This is a genomic window from Enterobacter sp. 940_PEND (assembly GCF_001059415.1).
In the GTDB taxonomy this organism is placed as follows: Bacteria; Pseudomonadota; Gammaproteobacteria; order Enterobacterales; family Enterobacteriaceae; genus Enterobacter; species Enterobacter cloacae_M.
Genome location: NZ_JUMS01000104.1, coordinates 1 through 21,377, shown reverse-complemented (window position 1 = coordinate 21,377; position 21,377 = coordinate 1). Strand labels below are relative to the sequence as shown.

General features: G+C 54.3%; 29 protein-coding genes. 26 read left to right on the top strand and 3 right to left on the bottom strand.

Features of this window, described 5'->3' with window-relative positions; all coding sequences use genetic code 11:
* Positions 1-146: 146 nt before the first annotated feature.
* From ADJ24_RS14970 to ADJ24_RS14895, 17 genes are all read left to right on the top strand, one after another.
* Positions 147-974 (top strand): GPO family capsid scaffolding protein, encoded by an 828-nt coding sequence (locus ADJ24_RS14970; RefSeq protein WP_048702811.1) that lies wholly within the window; start codon positions 147-149, stop codon positions 972-974.
* A 15-nt stretch (positions 975-989) separates the two neighbouring features.
* A complete protein-coding gene (locus ADJ24_RS14965) occupies positions 990-2,138 on the top strand; it encodes a phage major capsid protein, P2 family (protein ID WP_048702809.1) in 1,149 nt (382 codons plus the stop codon).
* 3 nt (positions 2,139-2,141) lie between these two features.
* Positions 2,142-2,795, top strand: coding sequence for a phage terminase small subunit (gene gpM / locus ADJ24_RS14960; RefSeq protein WP_048702806.1), 654 nt, complete (start codon positions 2,142-2,144; stop codon positions 2,793-2,795).
* A 98-nt stretch (positions 2,796-2,893) separates the two neighbouring features.
* A complete protein-coding gene (locus tag ADJ24_RS14955) occupies positions 2,894-3,361 on the top strand; it encodes a head completion/stabilization protein (RefSeq protein WP_014884903.1) in 468 nt (155 codons plus the stop codon).
* Entirely contained in the window at positions 3,361-3,564 is a 204-nt protein-coding gene (locus ADJ24_RS14950; RefSeq protein WP_000868184.1) for a tail protein X, read from the top strand. The genes ADJ24_RS14955 and ADJ24_RS14950 overlap by 1 nt, the downstream gene beginning before the upstream one ends.
* A 3-nt stretch (positions 3,565-3,567) precedes the next feature.
* Complete coding sequence (locus tag ADJ24_RS14945; RefSeq protein WP_014884902.1) at positions 3,568-3,783, top strand: hypothetical protein; 216 nt, start codon at positions 3,568-3,570, stop codon at positions 3,781-3,783.
* Positions 3,764-4,279, top strand: a complete 516-nt coding sequence (locus ADJ24_RS14940) for a lysozyme (RefSeq protein WP_014884901.1) — start codon at positions 3,764-3,766, stop codon at positions 4,277-4,279. Before ADJ24_RS14945 ends, ADJ24_RS14940 begins: the two co-directional genes overlap by 20 nt.
* A complete protein-coding gene (gene lysB, locus ADJ24_RS14935) occupies positions 4,276-4,704 on the top strand; it encodes an Rz-like lysis system protein LysB (RefSeq protein WP_047747769.1) in 429 nt (142 codons plus the stop codon). The genes ADJ24_RS14940 and lysB overlap by 4 nt, the downstream gene beginning before the upstream one ends.
* Positions 4,589-4,837 (top strand): Rz1-like lysis system protein LysC, encoded by a 249-nt coding sequence (gene lysC, locus ADJ24_RS25605; protein WP_223195361.1) that lies wholly within the window; start codon positions 4,589-4,591, stop codon positions 4,835-4,837. Before lysB ends, lysC begins: the two co-directional genes overlap by 116 nt.
* Positions 4,800-5,231: a phage tail protein gene (locus ADJ24_RS14930; protein ID WP_048702799.1), complete on the top strand. Its 432-nt coding sequence runs from the start codon at positions 4,800-4,802 to the stop codon at positions 5,229-5,231. Before lysC ends, ADJ24_RS14930 begins: the two co-directional genes overlap by 38 nt.
* Positions 5,224-5,670, top strand: coding sequence for a phage virion morphogenesis protein (locus tag ADJ24_RS14925; RefSeq protein WP_014884897.1), 447 nt, complete (start codon positions 5,224-5,226; stop codon positions 5,668-5,670). The genes ADJ24_RS14930 and ADJ24_RS14925 overlap by 8 nt, the downstream gene beginning before the upstream one ends.
* Positions 5,671-5,738: 68 nt before the next feature.
* The gene (locus tag ADJ24_RS14920; protein WP_032665787.1) at positions 5,739-6,317 is read left to right on the top strand and encodes a phage baseplate assembly protein V; all 579 of its coding nucleotides are present in this window, start codon (positions 5,739-5,741) and stop codon (positions 6,315-6,317) included.
* Entirely contained in the window at positions 6,314-6,673 is a 360-nt protein-coding gene (locus ADJ24_RS14915; protein WP_015386368.1) for a GPW/gp25 family protein, read from the top strand. The genes ADJ24_RS14920 and ADJ24_RS14915 overlap by 4 nt, the downstream gene beginning before the upstream one ends.
* Entirely contained in the window at positions 6,660-7,568 is a 909-nt protein-coding gene (locus ADJ24_RS14910) for a baseplate assembly protein (protein WP_048702791.1), read from the top strand. Before ADJ24_RS14915 ends, ADJ24_RS14910 begins: the two co-directional genes overlap by 14 nt.
* Positions 7,561-8,166, top strand: a complete 606-nt coding sequence (locus ADJ24_RS14905; protein ID WP_048702789.1) for a phage tail protein I — start codon at positions 7,561-7,563, stop codon at positions 8,164-8,166. Before ADJ24_RS14910 ends, ADJ24_RS14905 begins: the two co-directional genes overlap by 8 nt.
* Positions 8,163-9,431 carry a phage tail protein gene (locus tag ADJ24_RS14900; RefSeq protein ID WP_048702786.1) on the top strand — a complete coding sequence of 423 codons (1,269 nt, stop codon included), beginning with the start codon at positions 8,163-8,165 and terminating at the stop codon, positions 9,429-9,431. Before ADJ24_RS14905 ends, ADJ24_RS14900 begins: the two co-directional genes overlap by 4 nt.
* Positions 9,431-10,030 carry a tail fiber assembly protein gene (locus ADJ24_RS14895; RefSeq protein ID WP_048702783.1) on the top strand — a complete coding sequence of 200 codons (600 nt, stop codon included), beginning with the start codon at positions 9,431-9,433 and terminating at the stop codon, positions 10,028-10,030. Before ADJ24_RS14900 ends, ADJ24_RS14895 begins: the two co-directional genes overlap by 1 nt.
* Here ADJ24_RS14895 and ADJ24_RS14890 read toward each other — a convergent pair.
* The 3 genes from ADJ24_RS14890 to ADJ24_RS14885 are packed head-to-tail and all read right to left on the bottom strand — an operon-like array spanning position 10,002 to position 12,813.
* On the bottom strand, positions 10,002-10,427 hold the full coding sequence (locus ADJ24_RS14890; protein WP_049016920.1) for a tail fiber assembly protein: 426 nt from the start codon (positions 10,425-10,427) through the stop codon (positions 10,002-10,004). The two genes, ADJ24_RS14895 and ADJ24_RS14890, sit on opposite strands and share 29 nt — an antisense overlap.
* Before the next feature lie 2 nt (positions 10,428-10,429).
* On the bottom strand, positions 10,430-10,813 hold the full coding sequence (locus tag ADJ24_RS25360; RefSeq protein ID WP_074177250.1) for a gp53-like domain-containing protein: 384 nt from the start codon (positions 10,811-10,813) through the stop codon (positions 10,430-10,432).
* Positions 10,814-10,857: 44 nt separating this feature from the next.
* Complete coding sequence (locus ADJ24_RS14885) at positions 10,858-12,813, bottom strand: ATP-dependent nuclease (protein WP_074177249.1); 1,956 nt, start codon at positions 12,811-12,813, stop codon at positions 10,858-10,860.
* 249 nt (positions 12,814-13,062) lie between these two features.
* Here ADJ24_RS14885 and ADJ24_RS14880 point away from each other — a divergent pair, with 249 nt between their 5' ends.
* The 9 genes from ADJ24_RS14880 (at position 13,063) to ADJ24_RS24415 (ending at position 21,233) form a co-directional block, all read left to right on the top strand.
* The gene (locus tag ADJ24_RS14880; RefSeq protein ID WP_048702778.1) at positions 13,063-13,659 is read left to right on the top strand and encodes a recombinase family protein; all 597 of its coding nucleotides are present in this window, start codon (positions 13,063-13,065) and stop codon (positions 13,657-13,659) included.
* Positions 13,660-13,739: 80 nt separating this feature from the next.
* Entirely contained in the window at positions 13,740-14,912 is a 1,173-nt protein-coding gene (locus tag ADJ24_RS14875) for a phage tail sheath protein (protein WP_048702775.1), read from the top strand.
* Positions 14,913-14,921: 9 nt separating this feature from the next.
* On the top strand, positions 14,922-15,437 hold the full coding sequence (locus ADJ24_RS14870) for a phage major tail tube protein (RefSeq protein ID WP_007848874.1): 516 nt from the start codon (positions 14,922-14,924) through the stop codon (positions 15,435-15,437).
* 54 nt (positions 15,438-15,491) lie between these two features.
* The gene (locus ADJ24_RS14865; RefSeq protein WP_014884889.1) at positions 15,492-15,794 is read left to right on the top strand and encodes a phage tail assembly protein; all 303 of its coding nucleotides are present in this window, start codon (positions 15,492-15,494) and stop codon (positions 15,792-15,794) included.
* A 14-nt stretch (positions 15,795-15,808) separates the two neighbouring features.
* Positions 15,809-15,928: a GpE family phage tail protein gene (locus ADJ24_RS14860; protein ID WP_007848878.1), complete on the top strand. Its 120-nt coding sequence runs from the start codon at positions 15,809-15,811 to the stop codon at positions 15,926-15,928.
* Positions 15,921-19,364, top strand: a complete 3,444-nt coding sequence (locus ADJ24_RS14855) for a phage tail tape measure protein (protein ID WP_048702768.1) — start codon at positions 15,921-15,923, stop codon at positions 19,362-19,364. The genes ADJ24_RS14860 and ADJ24_RS14855 overlap by 8 nt, the downstream gene beginning before the upstream one ends.
* Positions 19,364-19,849, top strand: coding sequence for a phage tail protein (locus ADJ24_RS14850; RefSeq protein WP_039025530.1), 486 nt, complete (start codon positions 19,364-19,366; stop codon positions 19,847-19,849). Before ADJ24_RS14855 ends, ADJ24_RS14850 begins: the two co-directional genes overlap by 1 nt.
* A complete protein-coding gene (locus ADJ24_RS14845) occupies positions 19,846-20,946 on the top strand; it encodes a phage late control D family protein (RefSeq protein ID WP_048702763.1) in 1,101 nt (366 codons plus the stop codon). Before ADJ24_RS14850 ends, ADJ24_RS14845 begins: the two co-directional genes overlap by 4 nt.
* Before the next feature lie 68 nt (positions 20,947-21,014).
* The gene (locus ADJ24_RS24415; protein WP_045334934.1) at positions 21,015-21,233 is read left to right on the top strand and encodes an ogr/Delta-like zinc finger family protein; all 219 of its coding nucleotides are present in this window, start codon (positions 21,015-21,017) and stop codon (positions 21,231-21,233) included.
* Positions 21,234-21,377: the final 144 nt, after the last annotated feature.

Sequence of the window (21,377 nt, the reverse complement as noted above, 5' to 3'; positions counted from 1 at the left end):
ACAAACATACGGCCTCAAATCAGCACTTTCCCCGGCTTCGCATTGTGTGGGAGTTCGCACAAGCCCAACGCGTTGTTTACACGCGCCCATCACCGCAAACATAAGGCTCTGAACGTGTTACGAACTAACTAACCGGAGCCGGACCGATGGCAAAAAAATCTAAGCGTTTTCGTATTGGGGTCGAAGGGGCCACTACTGACGGGCGCGTTATTGAGCGTGAATGGCTCACCCAGATGGCGGCGAGCTATAACCCGCAGATATACACCGCGCTGATCAATATGGAACACATCAAGGGCTTCACCCCTGATGGGCCTTTCCGTCGTTTTGGCATGGTGGAAAAGCTGGAAGCGGAAGAAATCACCGAAGGGGCATTATCCGGGAAAATGGCGCTGTATGGCTGGATTGCCCCGACTGACGATCTGGTAACGATGACCAGCAACTGGCAGAAGCTTTTCACCTCAATGGAAGTTAACACCAGCTTTGCCGATACCGGCTCCGCTTATCTGGTTGGCCTGGCGATTACTGACGATCCGGCAAGCCTCGGCACTGAAATGCTTCAGTTCAGCGCCAGCGCAGAACATAACCCACTGGCGCGCCGCAAGCTGGACAAAGACAACCTGTTTACCGCTGCTGTTGAAACGCTGATCGAGTTTGAGGACGTGCCGGAAAAAACCAGCCTGTTTACCCGCGTGAAAGAGCTGCTGTCCCGCAAAGGCGCCGATGATAACGCCCGCTTTGCTGATGTGAATCAGGCTGTTGAAACTATCGCGCGTGAGCATCAGACGCTGGCGGAGCAGGTCAGCACCCATCAAACCGATTTCAGCAACAAGCTGAGCGATATGCAAAAGGTTGTTGATGAGACAACCAGCGCACTCTCCACCCTGCGTGAGCAGCTTTCCACTCAGGACAGCCGCAGCGAACGCCGCCCTAATGCGACCGGCAATAACGGCGCAGAACAAACCACCGATTGCTGACGGAGCAAAAGCACAATGAAAAAAGAGACACGTTTTAAATTCAACGGCTATCTGACGCAGCTCGCCAAACTCAACGGCGTATCTGTGAGCGATATTGCCTCGAAATATACGGCTGAGCCGTCAGTGGCGCAGACGCTGGAAACGAAAATCCAGGAGTCTTCCTCGTTCCTGCAGAAAATCAACATTATCCCGGTTGATGAGCAGTCCGGCGAGCGTCTGGGGCTGGGTATTGGTTCCAGTATTGCCGGAAATACTGATACCACCCAGAAAGACCGTGAACCCGTTGATCCGACTTACATCGACGGTGAAGGGTACAAGTGTACCCAGACCAACTCTGATACGGCGCTGCCCTATGCGAAGCTGGATTTATGGGCCAAATTCCAGGACTTCCAGACGCGCATCCGTGACGCCATCATTACCCGCCAGGCGCTTGACCGCATCATGATCGGCTTCAACGGCGTGAAGCGTGAAAAAACGTCAGACCGCGCGACGTATCCACTGCTGCAGGATGTGAATATCGGCTGGCTGGAAAAAATCCGCCAGGAGAAACCCGTTCAGGTACTGGACAAAATTGTGTCCGAGGGCGAGGTGGTTTCTCAGACTATTCGTGTCGGTAAAGGCGGCGATTTCCTGAATCTGGACGCGCTGGTAATGGGCGCCGTGAATGAGAAAATCGCGCCGTGGTATCAGGAAGATACAGAGCTTGTGGTTATCGTCGGGCGCCAGTTGCTGGCGGATAAATATTTCCCGATCGTCAACCGCGACCAGCCAAACAGCGAAGCGATGGCGGCCGATCTCATCATCAGCCAGAAGCGTATCGGCAACCTCCCGGCCGTTCGCGCGCCGTTCTTCCCGGCTAACGCCATGCTGATCACCCGCCTGGATAACCTGTCTATTTACTGGCAATCAGGCTCCCGCCGCCGTTCGGTCATCGACAATCCGAAGCGTGACCGCGTGGAGAACTTCGAGTCCGTTAACGAGGCGTATGTTGTCGAAGATTACGACGGCGTTTGCCTGGTTGAGAACATCGAACTGTTGCCCGTGCAGGCAGGTGGCAATGCCAGCCCAGCGCTGACAACTGAAACCATCCAGGAAATCGTCACGGCAGCGGTGAAAGGCGCGCTTGATGCGCAGGCAGCTGGCGGTGCTGGCGCCGGAGCGTGATAAATGAATCCGTTCCGTGCTCACACTCAGTATGTACAGGCACAGGATGCCGCCCGGCAGGGCGGCAGTAATGCCTGCCTGACGGGCTACAACCAGATGCTGTTACAGCTGACAGAACACCGCAGGCGCCTTAAAACCGTCCAGTCAAATGAGCGCAAGGCTCAGCTCAAACGTGAGTTTCTTCCCGCTTATGCCTCATGGATTGCCGGTTTACTGGATGCTGACGCGTCAGGCCAGGACGACGTGGCGATGTACGTCATGATCTGGCGCATTGATGCCGGAGACTATACCGGCGCGCTGGACATTGCCCGTCATGCCATTAAACACGGCTGGGTCCTGCCGCAGCGATTCAACCGGACCTGCGGGACCGCTGTTGCGGAAGAGTTTGCCGACGCGGCAATGCGCGCTTTTTCTGCCGGTGAATCATTCAGTGCCGCCATTCTTACCCAGGTGCTCGATATCGTTGAAGGTCAGGATATGCCGGATCAGTCCCGCGCCCGACTTCATAAGGCGATGGGCTACGCGCTGCGGGATAACGATCAGGCAGTGGCGGCACTTAACCATCTGAAGCGTGCCCTGCAGCTGGATAACAGTTCTGGCGTCAAAACCGAAATCAACAAGCTTGAAAGCCGATTGCGACAGGCAATGTCGGCTTAACGAATCGTGCCAACGCGCGGGGCGGCACGGGGTGGCGACAGGCTTTATGCCGCGTCAAAACCCCGTCCACCGCCCAACTATTTGGGAGTGCCAGAAATATGCAATTCGTTTCGCCGGAACAGGCCGGGGAAAGTACCCAGGACGTTATTAAAAACACCAGTTTCTGGCCTGATGTCAGGGTTTCAGAGTTCCGCCGTGATATGCGCATGGATGGGAGTGTCACCGATCCGCGCCTGCGTCTGGCGTTGCTGACAGCGATTGCTGAAGTTAACGCCGATCTTTATGAGTTCCGCGAGAAACAACGGGCGCAGGGGTATGCGAGCCTGGCCGACGTCCCTGCAGATGTGATCGACGGCGAAAGCCAGCGGCTCATGTTGTATCGCCGTGCGGTGTTTTGCTGGGCAAAAGCAAACCTGGTTGAGCGCTATCGCGATTTTGACGCAACCGGCGACGGAAGCAAGAAGGCTGAAGATATCGAAACAACCTTAGGCGAGCTGTGGCGCGATGTGCGCTGGGCGGAGTCCCGCCTGCGCGATATGCCGCATATGACGGTGGAGCTGATTTGATGAAAGTGCGTGCGCATCAGTATGACACGGTGGACGCACTCTGCTGGCGCCATTACGGGCGCACGCAGGGAGTCACTGAACAGGTGCTGCAGGCGAATCCGGGGCTGGCTGAATATGGCCCCTTTTTACCGCACGGGCTGCAGGTGGAGCTGCCGGACATTACGGCGTCAACCACTGCGCAGACTGTCCAGTTATGGGACTGAACTATGACGCTTGAACGAATCAGCGCCTTTATCACTTACTGCGTTGCCCTGCTTCTGGCATGGCTCGGCGATTTGTCTCTTAAAGATGTATCGACCATTACTGGTCTTGCGCTGGGGATTATTACTGCAGCGGTGACCTGTTATTTACGCTGGAAAGCCTACCAGCTGCTGCGGGACGGCAGAATATCCAGGGGGGAATATGAGTCCTTCAATCGTTAAGCGTTGCCTGGTCGGCGCGGTGCTGGCGATTGCCGCCACGCTGCCGGGTTTTCAGTCGCTTCATACCTCCGTCGAGGGGCTGAAACTGATTGCTGATTTCGAAGGGTGTCGCCTCCAGCCATACCAGTGCAGCGCCGGGGTCTGGACTGACGGGATCGGCAATACGTCCGGGGTAGTGCCGGGCAAAACCATAACGGAGCGACAGGCCGCGCAGGGGCTGATTAATAACGTATTGCTGACGGAAAAAAGGATTGAAGCCTGCCTGCAGGTTAAGCCACCTCAGCATGTTTACGATGCCCTGATCAGTATCGGTTTTAATGTCGGAACGGGGGCAATCTGCCGGTCAACAATGGTTTCTTACATCAATCGCCAGCAGTGGTGGCAGGCGTGCAACCAGCTCCCCCGCTGGGTTTATGTAAATGGTCAACGGAATAAAGGGCTGGAAAACAGGCGCGCCCGTGAGCTTGCCTGGTGTCTTAAAGGGGCAGGGGCATGACGCGCGCGCTGGCGGTGATCCTGGCTCTGGCGCTGGCATTGCTGGGCTGGCAGTCATGGCGGCTTAACAATGCCGGTCACACCATCGGGACGCAGGCTGAGGCGCTTAAAAAGAACAAGCAGGAGCTGGCGAAGAAAAACAGCCAGCTCATCAGCCTGTCCATTCTTACCGAAACCAACAGCCGGGCGCAGATGCAACTTTATGCTGCAGCGGAGGAGACTTCCTCGCTGTTGCGGAGTCGCCAGCGCCGGATCGAGGAGCTAAAACGTGAAAACGAGGATTTACGCCGCTGGGCTGACACTCCTTTGCCTGCTGACATTATCCGGCTGCGGGAGCGCCCGGCCCTCGCCGGAGGTGCAGCTTACCGTGAGTGGTTGTCCAAAAGTGACGCAATGCCGCCTGGACAGGTCAGCGCCGCGCAGTAATGGGGATTTGAACCAGGTGCTGGATGAGACTGAGGCCGCCTGGGCAGTATGTGCCGACAAAGTGGACACGATCATAGCGTGTCAGGAGCGAGACAGTGAACAAGCCGCAGTCCTTACGCAACGCCCTGAATAAATCGGTGGCGTATGTCCGTGACAACCCGGACAAATTGCACCTTTTTGTTGATAACGGTTCGCTGGTCGCAACCGGCGCCCGTTCAATGTCATGGGAATATCGCTACACCCTGAATGTGGTGATTGAAGACTTTAGCGGCAACCAGAATTTAGTGATGGCGCCCGTATTGCTCTGGTTAATGACCAATCAACCGGACGCTATCAACAACCCGGAGCTGCGCGAAAAACTTTTTACCTTTGACGTCGATATCCTGAGCAACGATCTGTGTGATATCAGCCTCAATCTGCAGCTCACGGAGCGCGTGATTGTCAGCACAGACGGCACCGTATCGAGCGTTGAAGCGGTGCCGGAACCCGACGTACCCGAAGAAATGTGGACGGTGAAAAGTGGATGACCTGCAGAGGGTGGATGACTGGCTGGCGGCCCTGCTGGCGAATCTGGAACCGGCAGCCCGCAACCGTATGATGCGACAGCTGGCGCAGGAGCTGCGCCGGTCGCAACAGCAAAATATCAGGCTGCAGCGCAATCCAGACGGCACCACCTTTGAGCCGCGCCGGGTGACAGCCAGAAGTAAAAAGGGGCGCATCAAGCGCCAGATGTTCGCCAAATTGCGCACCACTAAATACCTGAAAACCGCAGCCACTGCGGACTCTGCCAGCGTGCAGTTTGATGGGAAAGTCCAGCGCATCGCCCGTGTTCACCATTATGGTCTGCGTGATCGAGTCAGACGCAACGGCCCGGAGGCCCGGTACCCGGCACGCCGTCTTTTGGGCGTGAATGATGAGGTGGAAACCATCACCCGTGACACGCTTTTGCGCTGGCTGTCGGAGTGAAATTTGTGTCACGGACGGCACAAAACCCAACGCTGCCTCCCTTTTCCCTCTGATGGCAACCTTTCGTTATGAACGCACAACTAACCGAAATCATGCGCCTTATCACCAACCTGATCCGCACCGGCACCGTAACCGAAGTGGACCGGGAAAACTGGCTGTGCCGGGTGAAAGTGGGCGAGCTTGAAACCAACTGGATTAACTGGCTGACACTGCGCGCAGGTGGTGCCCGTACATGGTGGTGCCCGTCGCCGGATGAGCAGGTGGTGGTGCTGAGTATGGGCGGCAATCTGGAAACCGCTTTTGCCTTACCTGCGATCTATTCCAACCAGTTCGCGCCGCCGTCGGACTCCGTGGACGGCTCCGTAACGGAATACCCGGACGGCGGCTGGTTTGAATATGAACCTGCGACCGGCCGCTGGCATGTGCGGGGCATCAAATCCATGGTGATCGAGGCTGCAGATAACATAACCCTGAAAACGGGGGAATTTGTGGTGGAAGCAAGCAACACGCGCATAAACAGCGAGGTGGTGATCAATGGTGGCGTCACCCAGGGCGGCGGCGCCATGAGTTCTAACGGGATCGTAGTCGATAAACACGGTCATACCGGCGTTAAATCCGGCGGCGATACATCAGGAGGCCCGGTATGACGCTTTATATCGGCATGAGTCAGGGCAACGGCAGGACCATTACCGACACGGACCACCTGCGCCAGTCGGTCCGGGATATTCTGCTGACCCCGCAGGGGAGCCGCATTGCCCGCCGGGAATATGGCTCGCTTCTGTCTGAACTGATAGACCAGCCGCAGAACCCGGCGCTGCGCCTGCAGGTAATGTCTGCGGTCTATGTAGCTCTGAGTCGCTGGGAGCCGCGGCTTACCCTGGATTCCATCACCATAGACAGCAGTTTTGATGGTTCGATGGTGGTTGAGCTTACCGGGCAGCGTGATAACGGCGCGCCGGTTTCACTTTCGGTATCAACAGGAGCAGACAATGGCAGTCATTGACCTTTCCCAGCTGCCCGCCCCGCAGATAGTGGATGTGCCGGATTTTGAAACGCTGCTAAACGAACGGAAAGCCGCGTTTATGGCCCTTTATCCGGCAGACGAGCAGGACGCGATAAGGCGCACGCTTGAGCTGGAGTCTGAACCCGTGACCAAGCTCCTGCAGGAAAATGCGTATCGTGAAATCCTCCTGCGCCAGCGCATTAACGAGGCGGCGCAGGCGGTCATGGTGGCTTATGCCATTGGCGGCGATCTCGATCAGATGGCGGCCAACTACAACGTGAAGCGGCTGACGGTTACACCTGCGGATAACGACGCGGTGCCGCCGGTCGCAGCGGTAATGGAAAGTGATGAGGCGCTGCGCCTGCGTGTTCCTGCTGCATTTGAGGGGCTGTCCGTGGCGGGGCCGACGGCGGCCTATGAGTTTCACGCTAAAAGCGCTGACGGGCGAGTGGCTGACGCCAGCGCAACCAGCCCGGCACCGGCGGAGGTGGTACTTACCGTGCTGAGCCGTGAGGGCGACGGAACGGCAGCGGCGGATCTGCTGGGAGTGGTTGAACAGGCGCTTAACAGTGAGAACGTGCGGCCGGTTGCTGACCGTCTGACGGTGCGCAGCGCTGAAATTATTCCGTACAGCGTGGATGCGACGATTTTTCTTTACCCGGGGCCAGAAGCTGAGCCGGTGATGGAGGCGGCAAAAGCCAGCCTGCAGAAATATATCGCCAGCCAGACGAGGCTGGGGCGTGATATTCGCCGCAGTGCTATTTATGCCGCGCTGCATGTTGAAGGTGTGCAGCGTGTTGAGCTGGCCTCGCCGCTCGCTGATGTGGTGCTGGATAAGACACAAGCCGCTTCATGTACGGAATGGAGCGTAACCAACGGGGGAACGGATGAATAGTCTGCTTCCTCCTGGTTCATCGCCGCTTGAGCGCCGCCTGGCGCAGACCTGCAGCGGCATTTCCGATCTGCAGGTGCCGCTGCGGGATTTATGGAACCCGGCAACATGCCCGGTCAAGTTTCTGCCGTATCTGGCGTGGGCCTTTTCGGTTGATCGCTGGGACGAAGGATGGGCGGAGAACGTGAAGCGCCGTGTGGTGCAGGATGCTTTCTATATCCATCAGCACAAGGGTACAACCAGCGCTGTGCGGCGTGTGGTGGAGCCGTTCGGCTTTCTGATCCGCATTATTGAATGGTGGCAGACCGGCGAGGCGCCGGGCACGTTTCGCCTGGATATCGGGGTGCAGGACCAGGGCATAACAGAGGAAACCTATCTGGAGCTGGAGCGCCTGATTGGTGACGCCAAACCCTGCAGCCGGCATCTGATCGGCATGTCCATAAACCTGCAGACGAGCGGACCATATTTCGTTGGGGCTGCCACTTACACCGGCGAAGAAATCACGATTTACCCGTATATCAACGAAACCATCATTTCCGGCGGTTCTGCCTACGAGGGTGGCGCCGTCCATGTTATTGACACAATGAGAGTGAACCCATGAGCGCAAAATTTTATACCCTGCTGACGGATATCGGCGCGGCGAAACTGGCAAATGCCGCCGCGCTCGGTGTTCCGCTGAAAATTACACAGATGGCGGTGGGAGATGGCGGCGGCGTGCTGCCAACGCCAAACGCACAACAGACAAAGCTGGTCGGCGAAAAACGCCGTGCAGCTCTGAATATGCTGTATATCGATCCGCAGAACAGCAGCCAGGTGATCGCTGAGCAGGTGATACCCGAAACAGAGGGCGGTTGGTGGATTCGTGAAGTCGGGTTGTTTGATGAAACCGGCGCGCTGATTGCTGTCGGTAACTGCCCGGAGAGCTACAAGCCGCAGCTGGCAGAGGGCAGCGGGCGCACGCAGACAGTGCGCATGGTGTTAATTACCAGCAGTACCGATAATATTACGCTGAAAATTGATCCGTCCGTGGTGCTCGCTACCCGTAAATACGTGGATGATAAGGTGCTGGAGCTTAAGGTGTATGTGGATGAGCTGATGGCGGCACATCTTGCGGCCGCTGATCCGCATACGCAATATGCACCAAAAGCCAGCCCGACGTTTACCGGCACCCCAAAAGCCCCGACGGCGGCAGCTGGTAACAATTCCACTCAGCTCGCCAATACTGCTTTTGTGCAGGCCGCTATTGCAGGGCTTGTTGGTTCCTCACCTGCTGCGCTTGATACATTGAACGAACTGGCGGCGGCATTAGGTAACGATCCTAACTTTGCGGCCACTATGACTAATGCCCTGGCGAACAAACAGCCTCTGGATAACACGCTGACCGCCTTGTCAGGAAAATCTGTTGCGGCCCTTCTCGAATACCTCGGTTTAGGAGAAGGGTCAGCCTTGCCGGTGGGCGTTCCCATACCCTGGCCGTCAGCAACCCTCCCGGCCGGGTATTTGAAATGTAACGGAGCACAATTTTCATTAGCACAGTATCCGAAGCTGGCTATTGCTTATCCCTCCGGCACGCTTCCTGATTTACGCGGTGTCTTTATTCGTGGCTGGGATGATGGGAGAGGCATTGATAGTGGGCGTACAATTTTGTCATATGCCGCCGATAAACTGCGGAAACACACCCACGCGTTATTGTTTGGTAATGGTGACGGGTCGCAAACTCCCGCTATTCATGAATTTTATCGCAAGAGTTCATCAACAACCTATTTTGCATATTCGGGAAGTAGTGGTGTGTATTTAACAGAAGAGGGGCAAAATGAAACAGCGCCTTGCAACGTCGCATTCAATTACATCGTGAGGGCTGCATAATGTCTAAGGCGGAATTAAACAGCGACCATATTGCAGTAGTGGCCGGTGATATTACTGTATTTAACTATGACGGAATGACGCGCGAATATATTTCATCATCAGTAGAGTTTTTGCACGTAGGCGTAGGTATTCCGGCTAATTCGTGTGTAGATGCGCCTGGCAAAATAAAAGACGGCTTTACCGTTTGCAGAACCAACGATAACAAAGCCTGGGAAGACGTTGCCGATCATCGCGGCGAGACGGTATACAGCACGCGGACCGGGGAGAAAATTACCATCACAGCACTGGGTCATTATCCGCAGGACACCACGGCACAGGCTCCATCTACGCCATATGATCAATGGGATGGCAGCCAGTGGTTAACGGACCCGACAGCGCGGCACGCTGCGGACGTGATGGCAGCAGAACAGACGAAAGCTGTGTTATTGGCGGAGGCGACGGCAATCATTGCACCACTGGCAGATGCTCAGGCTGGAGGCTACATTGAAGATGCTGACGTGCCACGCCTGACCGAATGGCAGCGATACCGATACAAGCTGACTAAAGTCGATACCAGCATCGCGCCTGACGTTACTTTTCCACCGAAGCCGGAGGTGTAGGCCATACGGGTTTTGTTGTATCAACACGCATCAGCAAGACCCGGTATTTTTTCCATTCAGACAGTGCAGTAGTTTCTTTATCTGTTGCCATGCCTAAATCAACAGCATCCTGAAGCGGCGCGATAATCGCCGCTGCCTCCGTCAATAACGCCGCTTTCCGAAACTCCGTAGCGAAAATTTGTTCTTCTTGAGATGGTGGCGGTGCATCTATCCAGCATGGTTTGCCATTAACATCTGGGGCGCGAGTCTTGCCTTCTGGCGGTGTACCGCTATATATCGTGAAAATATCTTCGTCTACATCAGCGCCATTTTCAGGCCATACATTAGCTCGCTTATAATCATCAATTAATGCCCAGGGATAAAAAGAATTCGTCTCTCCAGAATATCTGTATTTCATTATCAATACCCCACCGCTATATATGAGAGGTTGAATCCACCGGCACCACTCATCCATGCCTGAAACCCTGTTCTGGTTTGAGTTCCTACGACGACTCCATAAGACATTGACGTCCCCTGAGCCGCACCACCTGACGTAACGTCAGACCACGTAAGATTGACTATGGCCCCTGAGGCAAATGCAACCGGAAATGTAGCGCTTGATAGATTTGAACCAATGCCAAATCCCAGCGATCCTTTTTGAATAATTAGTCCACCTACAGTCTTGACCCAGTTAGAGCCATAACCCTGATAGCTCATATCTGGTATCTGGTTCGCGCCCGTGCCAATGTCCCGTTTTGCAGCTTCTTTTAAACCGAGGTTTATAAGAGAAGTAATCCTGACCATCCATAAAAATCTCCCACTAATGATAGTGGGAGACTGTATTGATATTAAAGCGAGCCAAAGAATCTTACGTCATTATTTAAGTTGTTTTTTGATGCCCATTCTGTAATATCTTCCAAAAGAACATCAAGATATTCTTTTTCAGATAATTTTTCAGGTGGGAAACAATCGTGACTCTCTCCAGTAAGCAAGTCATGAAGCAAATCTTGTACATTAGATTTTAAAGTTTCATTGGTTTGGATTTTAATGAAAGCATTGAATGGTTTATCTTTACTCTCTTCATCGCCACCTAGGAATCTTTCAAAATCAGGGATGCTAATTCGATGTCTTACAGTAAGGCCATTTCCTCTGGCCTCTTGGATAGCATCTCGGATTTTTTTATTCTCGGTCCACATTCCATTATTATGGCCGTTCCTTTTGAATGGGGAGTCACAATCATGAACAATACTGAAATTTATTTTGAAATGGTTCATGACTTTAATTATTGGAAGGAGTATGGATTTTCCTCTTGCCCGTATAATTGTGATTTTATCTAGTAGTTCATTATTTTCTTTAACAATGGCTGCTAAGAAAGCGGCATGCTCAGTGTCACCTTCCACTAGAATAGGGAATGAGCCAAAGAAAATTTCTGAGAAACTGGGATCTATAAGTTGGAGCGCTTGTAATCTCTGTTTTTCATCTGCTTCAAAATCAACATTATCTGAACGGTAGGTTTTAACGAGAATGTCTTTGTTATCTTGATAACTTCTATCAAGTCTAACTATTGTGGTGTGATCTTCAAATGGATTTATAAAATAAGGTGAGTGCGTTGTCATGATGACTTGCCAGTCAGGGTTTTCCGCCAAGTTATATAGATGACGCTGTGCTGCTTTGGCTGCGAGAGGGTGCAGTGCATTTTCAGGTTCATCAATTAATAAAAGATAACCAGGTAATGCTGGATCTTCTTTGTCCTGAGGAATACTCCCCCCATCGTCAAAATGTTTGACCAATGCTGATATTTCCTCAATTCTTAAACCAATCTCTTGAAGCCTGTCTGACTTAGTACCCTTTTTCTTAGTCTCTTTGTCTAAGGCTTCTTTCTCATCAATCAGTCCCTTACGGTAGCCTCTACGAATTTCTGACTCTCTCTCCAGCTGGTTATGAACTTGAAGCATTGCCCAGAAGAGCGCTCTTCTCGCTCCAGTACCTTGTTGAGAGAGAGAAGTTTCAAGCTCGCCATCTTTAACAATTAAACCTGAACCACTTTTAATAATTTTATCTGGTTCTATAGACATTGGTCCTGACATTATATTTAAAGAGACGCTTAATTCAGGGAATACGCTCTTAAAACCATCAGTTACTTTTTGTGATATTTCGTTAAAGCTTTGTTTGTGATGAGAGCTAGTATTATCAATGTGCTCAGTTATAGCTTTTATTGCCTTAGTTAGTTTTGATTCTGCATCCAGTTTTTCTAAGTTTAATTTTTCAATTAAAGGCTGTAAAGCCAAGGCAAGTAACGTTTTCTCGGTCGATTCTGCATCCTCTAAAGAACCAATCCTGATTGCTTTTGGTAAGCGAGAGTTGAAAACGTTATCTAACCCACCTGCTTTTTTATCTTCTGACCAATCGCCTTTACCATCCTCCCCACCCTTTGGATGCCATGTAGTCCTGATAACTTTATAGTCTGGAGCAGCCCACTGCCAGCGACTACGTACAATTTTCAATTCCCCATCAATTATTTTCCATTCGTTTGAAATATTTCCTATATTATCGGGTATATGAATATCCAGAACAATCTCGGAAGGTGAGTTTTCTTTTGCTCGTAGATATCTATCTTGAGAAGGTATAAACTTTATATCTCCCCTGGCAAGTTCATAAGCACGAAGAATAGTCGTTTTTCCAGAGTTATTTTTGCCCACAAGGCAGACTACTTTATCCAATGCAACTGTGACAGGGTTCTCACCTATGCATCCTATGTTTTTAACTGTCATGCTAAGAAGTTTTGAGCGATTTGCTGTGTTCATAAATATCCTTATGTTTCACTGTTATAAGGAATTCATAATATCTACTGTTAAGTGTTTTCTTCCAGTATATATTTTAGATATTGACATTTGGCTACTAAAATTGTGATCGGTGAATCAGATTACTTGGAGGTAGGCTTTCGCATATACATGAGCACTCTTATCTCTGCTGGCCATACAGCTGTGGGCTTTAAAAATGAACGTGCCTGATAAAATGGTGGCATTATTGCTCGTTTTTATGGGCAATCAATCATGCAAGTAGGCTATGTGAGGGTGTCAACAAATGACCAGAACACCGCATTACAGCGAAATGCACTGGAGTGCGCAGGATGTGAGCTGATTTTTGAGGATAAAATAAGCGGTAAAACCGCAGATCGACCAGGGCTAAAGAAGGTGCTGCGCACTCTGTCAGAAGGTGACACGCTGGTTGTCTGGAAGCTGGACAGGCTCGGCAGGAGCATGCGGCATCTTGTTACCCTGATCGAAGACCTTCGCAGTCGGGGCGTAAATTTTCGCAGTCTGACGGATAGCATTGATACATCAACCGCGATGGGGCGTTTCTTTTTCCACGTTATGGGCGCCCTGGCCGAAATGGAGCGTGAGCTAATCGTTGAGCGTACCCGCGCCGGGCTGGCAGCGGCCAGACAGCAAGGGCGTATCGGTGGCAGGCGGCCAAAACTGACAGAGCAGCAATGGGCGCAGGCCGGGCGACTCCTTGAGGCAGGGGAAAGCAGGAAGCGCGTTGCGCTAATTTTTGATGTGGGTATCTCCACGCTGTACCGAAAATTTCCCGCGTCTCGCCTGGAAAAAGAAAACGCAGATATCCGCGCGGGCGTATTGTGTGATTAAGGGAACAATGCGGCGTAGCTGTCTGCGCGGCCCATTCAATTCACCATAGGGCGAAACCTAAACACCGGAGGGTTCGCCGTATGGCTCAGGATTATCACCACGGTGTGCGCGTCGTTGAGGTCAACGATGGCACCCGCCCCATTTCAACAGTAAGCACGGCAATTGTCGGTATGGTCTGTACCGGCGATGATGCAGATGCGTCCGTGTTCCCTCTCAATAAACCGGTCCTGCTTACCGACGTGCTGACAGCCAGCGGAAAAGCAGGCGAGTCCGGCACGCTGGCCCGCTCGCTGGATGCAATTGCCGACCAGGCTAAACCCGTGACCGTCGTTGTGCGCGTTGCACAGGGTGAAACCGAAGCGGAGACAACCTCTAACATTATCGGCGGCGTGACAACTGACGGTAAAAAAACGGGCATGAAAGCGCTGTTATCTGCGCAGTCCCAGCTCGGCGTTAAGCCGCGCATTCTGGGCGTGCCGGGGCACGACACGCAGGCGGTTGCCACTGAACTGCTGAGCGTGGCGCAGAGTCTGCGCGGGTTCGCCTATCTGTCCGCCTATGGATGCAAAACGGTAGAGGAAGCCATTGCCTACCGCGCTAATTTCAGCCAGCGCGAGGGGATGCTGATCTGGCCTGATTTTATCAGCTTTGACACCGTGCTGAATGCTGACGCAACAGCTTACGCATCAGCCCATGCGCTTGGTCTGCGTGCCAAAATTGACGAGCAGACCGGCTGGCACAAATCCCTGTCCAACGTGGGCGTGAACGGCGTCACCGGCATTTCTGCGGATGTGTTCTGGGATTTGCAGGACCCGGCAACCGATGCGGGGCTGCTGAACCAGAACGATGTCACCACGCTGATCCGCAAAGATGGTTTCCGCTTCTGGGGCTCCCGCTGCCTCAGTGACGATCCTCTGTTTGCCTTTGAAAACTACACCCGCACCGCGCAGGTACTGGCTGACACCATCGCCGAAGCGCACATGTGGGCGGTTGATGGCGTGCTTAACCCGTCGCTGGCCCGCGACATTATCGAAGGTATTCGCGCCAAACTGCGCAACCTGAAAACGCAGGGCTACATCATCGGCGCCGACTGCTGGCTGGATGAGTCCGTAAACGATAAAGATTCTCTGAAAGCCGGGAAGCTCACTATCGATTACGACTATACGCCGGTACCGCCTCTGGAAAACCTGATGCTGCGCCAGCGCATCACCGATCAGTATCTGCTGGATTTCTCCAGCCAGGTCAGCGCGTAAGGGGACAATATGGCTTTACCACGCAAGTTAAAACACCTGAACCTGTTTAACGACGGGAATAACTATCAGGGGATCGTTGAGTCCCTGACCCTGCCTAAATTCGGCCGCAAGTTTGAAAAGTATCGCGGCGGCGGTATGCCCGGTTCGGCTGATGTTGATCTGGGGCTGGATGATGGCGCGCTGGACACGGAATTTTCAATCGGTGGCACCGAACTGCTGTTATTCAAACAGATGGGTAAAGCCACCGTTGACGGTATCCAGCTGCGTTTCACCGGCTCCATTCAGCGTGACGATACCGGCGAAGTGCAGGCCGTTGAGCTGGTTGTGCGCGGGCGACATAAAGAAGTCGATTCCGGCGAATGGAAAACCGGGGAGAGCAACACCACAAAAGTCAGCAGCACCAACAGTTACGCGAAGCTGACCATCAACGGCGAGGTGCTCTATGAGGTTGATGTGATCAACATGATTGAAATCGTTGATGGCGTGGACCTGATGGAAGAACACCGCAACGCCCTGGGCCTCTGATCTACTTTAAAGGCGCGGGCAGCCGCGCCAGTACCTTATTAACAGGAAATGACAATGAGCGAACAACAGACTGAAAAAACCGTACAGCTGGACACCCCAATCAAACGCGGCAAAACCGAAATTGCCGAAATTGTGCTGCGCAAGCCGCAGTCCGGCGCGCTGCGTGGCACCCGTCTGCAGGCGATCATGGATATGGACGTCGGCGCGATGATGACGATTATTCCCCGCATCTCCACGCCCGCGCTGACCGCTCAGGAAATGGCTGAAATGGACCCCGCAGATCTCACCGCGCTTTCGGTTGAGGTGGTCACTTTTTTGTTGAAGAAATCGGTGCTTGCCGGTTTGCCGACAGCCTGACGGTAGAAGACCTGGTGGCTGATATCGCCACCATTTTTCACTGGCCGCCGTCCGTCACTGACGTTATGCCGCTGACCGAAGTGCTGGAGTGGCGGCATAAAGCGATTCAGAGAAGCGGGGCCAGCGATGAGTGACACTAATCTGCGTTTGCAGGTAATTCTTAATGCGGTTGATAGGCTCACCCGCCCATTCCGATCAGCGCAGGCCAGCTCTAAAGAGCTGGCTACCGCCATTCAGCAAAGCCGCGCAAGATTAAAAGAACTGGACGCCCAGGCGGGCCGTATTGACGGTTTCCGCAAGGCAAGCGTGCAGCTGGCCGTCACCGGCAACAGTCTGAAAGCCGCACGCGAAGAAGCGGCGAAGCTTGCCACGCAATTCTCGGCCACAAACCGCCCGACGGCGGCGCAGGCGCGTCTGCTGGAGCAGGCAAAAAACCGCGTTAACGAGCTGCAGAGCAAATACAACGGCCTGCGTCAGTCGGTGCAGCGTCAGCGTCTTGCGCTCAATGAGGCCGGGCTGGACACCAAAAAGCTGAGCAGTGCGCAGCGTGAGCTGCGGCAGAATGCCGACGAAACCCGGCAGGCGCTGGACCGACAGCAGAAATCCCTTAAACGCCTGGGCGCGCAGCAGGCCCGAATGAACGCCGTCCGCGATCAGTATTCGCGGCGCCTTGAGGTGCGGGATCGTATTGCGGGCGCCGGAGCAACGACTACTGCCGCCGGGCTGGCGATGGGCGCGCCGGTGATGGCTGCCGTTAAAAGCTATGCCAGCATGGAAGATGCGATGAAAGGCGTGGCAAAGCAGGTTAACGGGCTGCGGGACGACAACGGCAACCGCACAAAACAGTTTTACGACATGCAGGATGCCATCAAGGCCGCCAGTGAACAGCTGCCGATGGAGAATGGCGCCATCGACTATGCCGCGCTGGTTGAAGGTGGCGCCCGCATGGGCGTGACAAACCAGAATGATTCTTACGAAGACCAGAAGCGTGACCTGCTGGCCTTTGCATCCACTGCAGCAAAGGCCGCAACGGCATTCGAGCTGCCCGCTGATGAGCTGGCGGAGGGGCTGGGGAAAATCGCGCAGCTCTATAAAGTGCCGACCCGCAATATTGAACAGCTTGGCGATGCCCTGAACTACCTGGACGATAACGCCATGTCTAAGGGCGGCGATATCATCAATGTGCTGCAGCGCATGGGGGGCGTGGCCGACCGGCTTGATTTCCGAAAGGCGGCCGCGCTGGGTTCCTCCTTCCTGTCTCTGGGCGCCGCGCCCGAAATTGCCGCCAGCGCATCAAATGCGATGGTGCGCGAACTGTCGATTGCAACCATGCAGAGCAAGCGGTTCATGGAAGGTATGGATCTGCTGAAACTCAATCCAGAAGAGATTGAAAAGCAGATGACAAAGGACGCAATGGGGACCATTCAGCGCGTGCTGGAGAAGGTCAACAAGCTGCCGCAGGATAAACGCCTGTCCGCCATGACGATGATATTTGGCAAGGAGTTTGGCGACGATGCGGCGAAGCTTGCAAACAACCTGCCGGAGCTGCAGCGACAGCTGAAACTCACCTCAGGCACTGAGGCTAACGGCTCCATGCAGAAAGAATCCGATATCAATAAGGATTCACTTTCCGCGCAGTGGTTGCTTGTTAAAACGGGCGCGCAGAACGCTTTCAGTAGCCTGGGTGAAACCCTGCGCCAGCCGCTGATGGATATCATGGGGTACGTCAAAAACGTTACCGGGGCACTGCGTCGATTGGTTGAGGCTAACCCGCAGCTGGCGGGCACGCTGATGAAAGTGGCTGCAGCCACAGCTGCGATCACCGTTGTGCTCGGCACGCTGGCGGTGGCCGTGGCTGCCGTGCTGGGGCCGCTGGCGGTGATCCGTTTTGGCCTGTCCGTGCTGGGTGTAAAAACACTCCCCTCCGTTATGTCTGCAGTGACCCGCACCGGCGGCGCGCTGTCCAGGCTGGCAAATGCGCCGCTTTCCCTGTTGCGCCGTGGCCTGGCTGCATCCGGCAGCAGCGCCGGATTGCTGGCGTCTCCCCTTAGCTCCCTGCGCCGTTCTGCCGGGCTGGCTGGCAACGCGCTGAAAGCGCTGGCCGGTGCGCCGCTTACTGTCCTTCGCGGCGGAATGTCTGGTATTCGCAACATTATCGGCATGGTAATGAATCCGCTGGCCGCGTTGCGCGGGGGATTATCCGCAGCCGGTGGCGTGCTGCGTTTTCTGGCGTCCGGCCCGCTGGCTCTCCTTCGCGTTGCGCTGTACGGGATTTCTGGATTGCTGGGCGCCCTGCTTAGTCCGATAGGGCTCGTTTTGGCGGCGCTGGCTGGCGTGGCGCTGGTTGTCTGGAAATACTGGCAGCCGATAAGCGCATTTTTAGGCGGAGTGGTTGAAGGATTCAAAGCTGCAGCTGCGCCTATCAGTGCGGCGTTTGAGCCACTGCAGCCTGTTTTCCAGTGGATAGGTGACAAGGTCCAGGCATTGTGGGGCTGGTTTACTGATCTGCTGACGCCGGTTAAATCCACCTCTGCAGAGCTGCAAAGCGCGGCGTCGATGGGGCGGCAGTTTGGGGAGGCGCTGGCGGCAGGGCTGAACATGGTCATGCACCCGCTGGATTCGCTTAAATCGGGCGTGTCCTGGCTGCTTGAAAAACTTGGCATTGTCAGCAAGGAAGCGGCCAAAGCGAAGCTTCCTGAGCAGGTCACGCGGCAGCAACCAGCCACGGTAAACACAGACGGTAAAGTGGTGCTGCCGCCTGGCGGATTCCCGCCGATGGGTTTTGCTGGCATGTACGACAGCGGCGGTACCATTCCGCGCGGCCAGTTCGGCATCGTGGGTGAGAATGGCCCAGAGATCGTTAACGGGCCCGCCAGTGTCACCGGCAGGAAACGGACTGCTGATCTGGCAAGGGTGGCGGCAACGCTCAATCCTTCCCGGACGGAACCGGCCAGCGCTAAACAATATCCTGAACGCGCGATAGTTCTGCCGCCTGATAGTGTGAACGGTCCGGCAAATCTTCCGGTAATCAATCGTACTACTGAGCTGGTGAAACTGGCGGCAACGGTAAGCCCGGTTCGTGATGTAACAGCCAGCCTGGTGCAACGGCCTGAAAGCAGGTTAATTCTGCCGCCTGAGATTGTTAACGCCCCGGTAAATCGTCCTGGTCGGGATCGTGCTGCGGAGCTGGCCGATATCGCTGCGGCTGTCATGCCAGCACCGGCAGTTACGGAAATCACGGATAACAGGGCTGACCCGATGGCTATGGGCCAGAAGGTGTTCGCTTCCGTGGTCGCTGGCGTAATGGGCCTGGCGGCTGCCCCGGCAGAAGCCGCGCCAATTCATCCGTACAGTGTACCTGTCAGGACGCAACCGGCGCCGTCGGCAAAGACAGAGAGACAGCCGCAGGTAATTAAGTACGAGATAAGCGCGCCAATTCATATTGTCGCCCAGCCAGGGCAAAGCGCGCAGGATATCGCCCGCGAGGTGGCCCGGCAGCTTGATGAGCGTGAGCGCAGGGCCAGGGCAAAAACACGCAGTAATTTCAGTGATCGAGGGGGTTACGAATAATGATGATGGTGCTGGGGTTATACGTATTCATGCTGCGCACCGTGCCCTATCAGGAGCTGCAGTATCAGCGCAGCTGGCGGCACGCTGCCAACAGCCGGGTTAACCGGCGCCCGACAACGCAGTTTCTTGGGCCGGATAACGATTCGCTTACTCTGTCCGGCGTCCTGCTGCCGGAGATTACCGGCGGCAGGCTGTCTTTGCTGGCGCTGGAGCAGATGGCGGAGCTGGGGAAAGCCTGGCCTTTGATTGAGGGGAGCGGGACGATTTACGGCATGTTTGTGATCGAGAGTCTGAGCCAGACAAAAACAGAATTTTTTGAGAGCGGTATGCCCCGGCGAATCGAATTTTCGCTGAGCCTCAAGCGGGTGGATGAATCGCTGTCTGATATGTTTGGCAGCCTCAGCGATCAGCTCAGTAATTTGCAGGACTCCGCCACCTCTGCGATAGGCAGTATGAAAAATACGGTTGGAGGGTTGCTGCAGTGAATTTCAGCTCTGATCTCCTGAACCTGAACAGCAAAACCCCCGGTTTCAGCATCATTATTGAAGGTAAAGATGTGACTACCGTGCTGGATGCGCGCCTGATGAGTCTGACGCTGACGGATAACCGAGGATTCGAAGCGGACCAGCTTGATCTGGAGCTGGACGACTCGGACGGGCAAATCGTTTTGCCACGTCGGGGGGCCATTATTCAGTTTGCGCTGGGGTGGAAAGGTCAGCCACTTTTTCCGAAAGGGGCCTTTACTGTCGATGAGATTGAGCACAGCGGCGCGCCTGACCGTCTCACAATTCGCGCGCGTAGCGCAGATTTCCGTGAAACTCTTAACACGCGGCGTGAAAAGTCCTGGCACCAGACAACGGTGGGCGAAGTCGTGAAGGAAATCGCCGCCAGGCATAAATTAAAGATGGCGCTGGGCCAGGACCTGATGGACAAGCCTGTGGATCATCTTGACCAGACCAACGAGAGCGACGCGAGTTTCCTGATGAAGCTGGCGCGGCAGTATGGAGCGATAGCCTCAGTTAAGGACGGCAATTTGTTGTTTATCCGCCAGGGGCAGGGCAGAACGGCAAGCGGTAACCCGCTGCCGGTTATCACCATAACCCGCCAGGCCGGTGACGGTCATCGTTTTACCCTGGCCGATCGCGATGCCTATACGGGGGTGATTGCCAGCTGGCTCCATACCCGTGAGCCAAAGAAAAAAGAGGCAGCAAAGGTAAAGCGCCGTCGAAAGAAAACCACCGTGGCAAAGGAGCCGGAAGCAAAACAGGGAGATTACCTGGTTGGAACGGATGAAAACGTGCTGGTCCTCAACAGAACTTATGCAAACCGCAGCAATGCAGAGCGAGCGGCAAAGATGCAGTGGGAGCGTCTGCAGCGCGGGGTTGCAACCTTCTCCCTGCAGCTCGCAGAGGGAAGGGCTGATCTGTATACCGAAATGCCGGTGAAGGTGAGCGGCTTTAAACAGCCGATAGATGATGCCGAATGGACCATTACCACGCTGACGCATAGTGTCAGTGCAGATAATGGTTTCACTACGACTCTGGAGCTTGAGGTTAAGATTGATGATCTCGAAATGGAGTAATTGGTTCTCAAAATTGAATAGTGATGTATCATTGTTGTGATTTTGGCAAAAGTGGTGGGATAACCGGAATGATGAATTGTCCAGAGTGCGGCCAAGCAGCCCATACAAGAAGCAGTTTTCAGGTATCAGCAACAACCAAAGAACGTTACAACCAGTGCCAAAATATCAACTGCGGTTGTACTTTTGTCACGCATGAAACATTTGTTAGGCATATCATTAAGCCTAATGTGATTTCTTCTGCGCCCCCACATCCGGGAAAGGATGGGCAAGGGCACATGAATTTTTAAAAATGAACCCGCTTTGAAAGCGGGTTTTTTGTCGCCAGTCCAAAAGCATGTCGCCATTTTGCCGCCATTGGAAAAGAAAAAGGGGCTACGTTTTCACGTAACCCCTTGTTTTATTTGGTGGAGCTGGCGGGAGTTGAACCCGCG

Excerpts from the sequence above, each read along its gene's own strand:
- ADJ24_RS14970 (WP_048702811.1), top strand. The coding sequence starts at position 147 with ATGGCAAAAAAATCTAAGCGTTTTCGTATTGGGGTCGAAGGGGCCACT.
- ADJ24_RS14965 (WP_048702809.1), top strand. The coding sequence starts at position 990 with ATGAAAAAAGAGACACGTTTTAAATTCAACGGCTATCTGACGCAGCTC.
- gpM (WP_048702806.1), top strand. The coding sequence starts at position 2,142 with ATGAATCCGTTCCGTGCTCACACTCAGTATGTACAGGCACAGGATGCC.
- ADJ24_RS14955 (WP_014884903.1), top strand. The coding sequence starts at position 2,894 with ATGCAATTCGTTTCGCCGGAACAGGCCGGGGAAAGTACCCAGGACGTT.
- ADJ24_RS14950 (WP_000868184.1), top strand. The coding sequence starts at position 3,361 with ATGAAAGTGCGTGCGCATCAGTATGACACGGTGGACGCACTCTGCTGG.
- ADJ24_RS14945 (WP_014884902.1), top strand. The coding sequence starts at position 3,568 with ATGACGCTTGAACGAATCAGCGCCTTTATCACTTACTGCGTTGCCCTG.
- ADJ24_RS14940 (WP_014884901.1), top strand. The coding sequence starts at position 3,764 with ATGAGTCCTTCAATCGTTAAGCGTTGCCTGGTCGGCGCGGTGCTGGCG.
- lysB (WP_047747769.1), top strand. The coding sequence starts at position 4,276 with ATGACGCGCGCGCTGGCGGTGATCCTGGCTCTGGCGCTGGCATTGCTG.
- ADJ24_RS14920 (WP_032665787.1), top strand. The coding sequence starts at position 5,739 with ATGAACGCACAACTAACCGAAATCATGCGCCTTATCACCAACCTGATC.
- ADJ24_RS14915 (WP_015386368.1), top strand. The coding sequence starts at position 6,314 with ATGACGCTTTATATCGGCATGAGTCAGGGCAACGGCAGGACCATTACC.
- ADJ24_RS14910 (WP_048702791.1), top strand. The coding sequence starts at position 6,660 with ATGGCAGTCATTGACCTTTCCCAGCTGCCCGCCCCGCAGATAGTGGAT.
- ADJ24_RS14905 (WP_048702789.1), top strand. The coding sequence starts at position 7,561 with ATGAATAGTCTGCTTCCTCCTGGTTCATCGCCGCTTGAGCGCCGCCTG.
- ADJ24_RS14900 (WP_048702786.1), top strand. The coding sequence starts at position 8,163 with ATGAGCGCAAAATTTTATACCCTGCTGACGGATATCGGCGCGGCGAAA.
- ADJ24_RS14895 (WP_048702783.1), top strand. The coding sequence starts at position 9,431 with ATGTCTAAGGCGGAATTAAACAGCGACCATATTGCAGTAGTGGCCGGT.
- ADJ24_RS14890 (WP_049016920.1), bottom strand. The coding sequence starts at position 10,427 with ATGAAATACAGATATTCTGGAGAGACGAATTCTTTTTATCCCTGGGCA.
- ADJ24_RS25360 (WP_074177250.1), bottom strand. The coding sequence starts at position 10,813 with ATGGTCAGGATTACTTCTCTTATAAACCTCGGTTTAAAAGAAGCTGCA.
- ADJ24_RS14885 (WP_074177249.1), bottom strand. The coding sequence starts at position 12,813 with ATGAACACAGCAAATCGCTCAAAACTTCTTAGCATGACAGTTAAAAAC.
- ADJ24_RS14880 (WP_048702778.1), top strand. The coding sequence starts at position 13,063 with ATGCAAGTAGGCTATGTGAGGGTGTCAACAAATGACCAGAACACCGCA.
- ADJ24_RS14875 (WP_048702775.1), top strand. The coding sequence starts at position 13,740 with ATGGCTCAGGATTATCACCACGGTGTGCGCGTCGTTGAGGTCAACGAT.
- ADJ24_RS14870 (WP_007848874.1), top strand. The coding sequence starts at position 14,922 with ATGGCTTTACCACGCAAGTTAAAACACCTGAACCTGTTTAACGACGGG.
- ADJ24_RS14865 (WP_014884889.1), top strand. The coding sequence starts at position 15,492 with ATGAGCGAACAACAGACTGAAAAAACCGTACAGCTGGACACCCCAATC.
- ADJ24_RS14855 (WP_048702768.1), top strand. The coding sequence starts at position 15,921 with ATGAGTGACACTAATCTGCGTTTGCAGGTAATTCTTAATGCGGTTGAT.
- ADJ24_RS14850 (WP_039025530.1), top strand. The coding sequence starts at position 19,364 with ATGATGATGGTGCTGGGGTTATACGTATTCATGCTGCGCACCGTGCCC.
- ADJ24_RS24415 (WP_045334934.1), top strand. The coding sequence starts at position 21,015 with ATGATGAATTGTCCAGAGTGCGGCCAAGCAGCCCATACAAGAAGCAGT.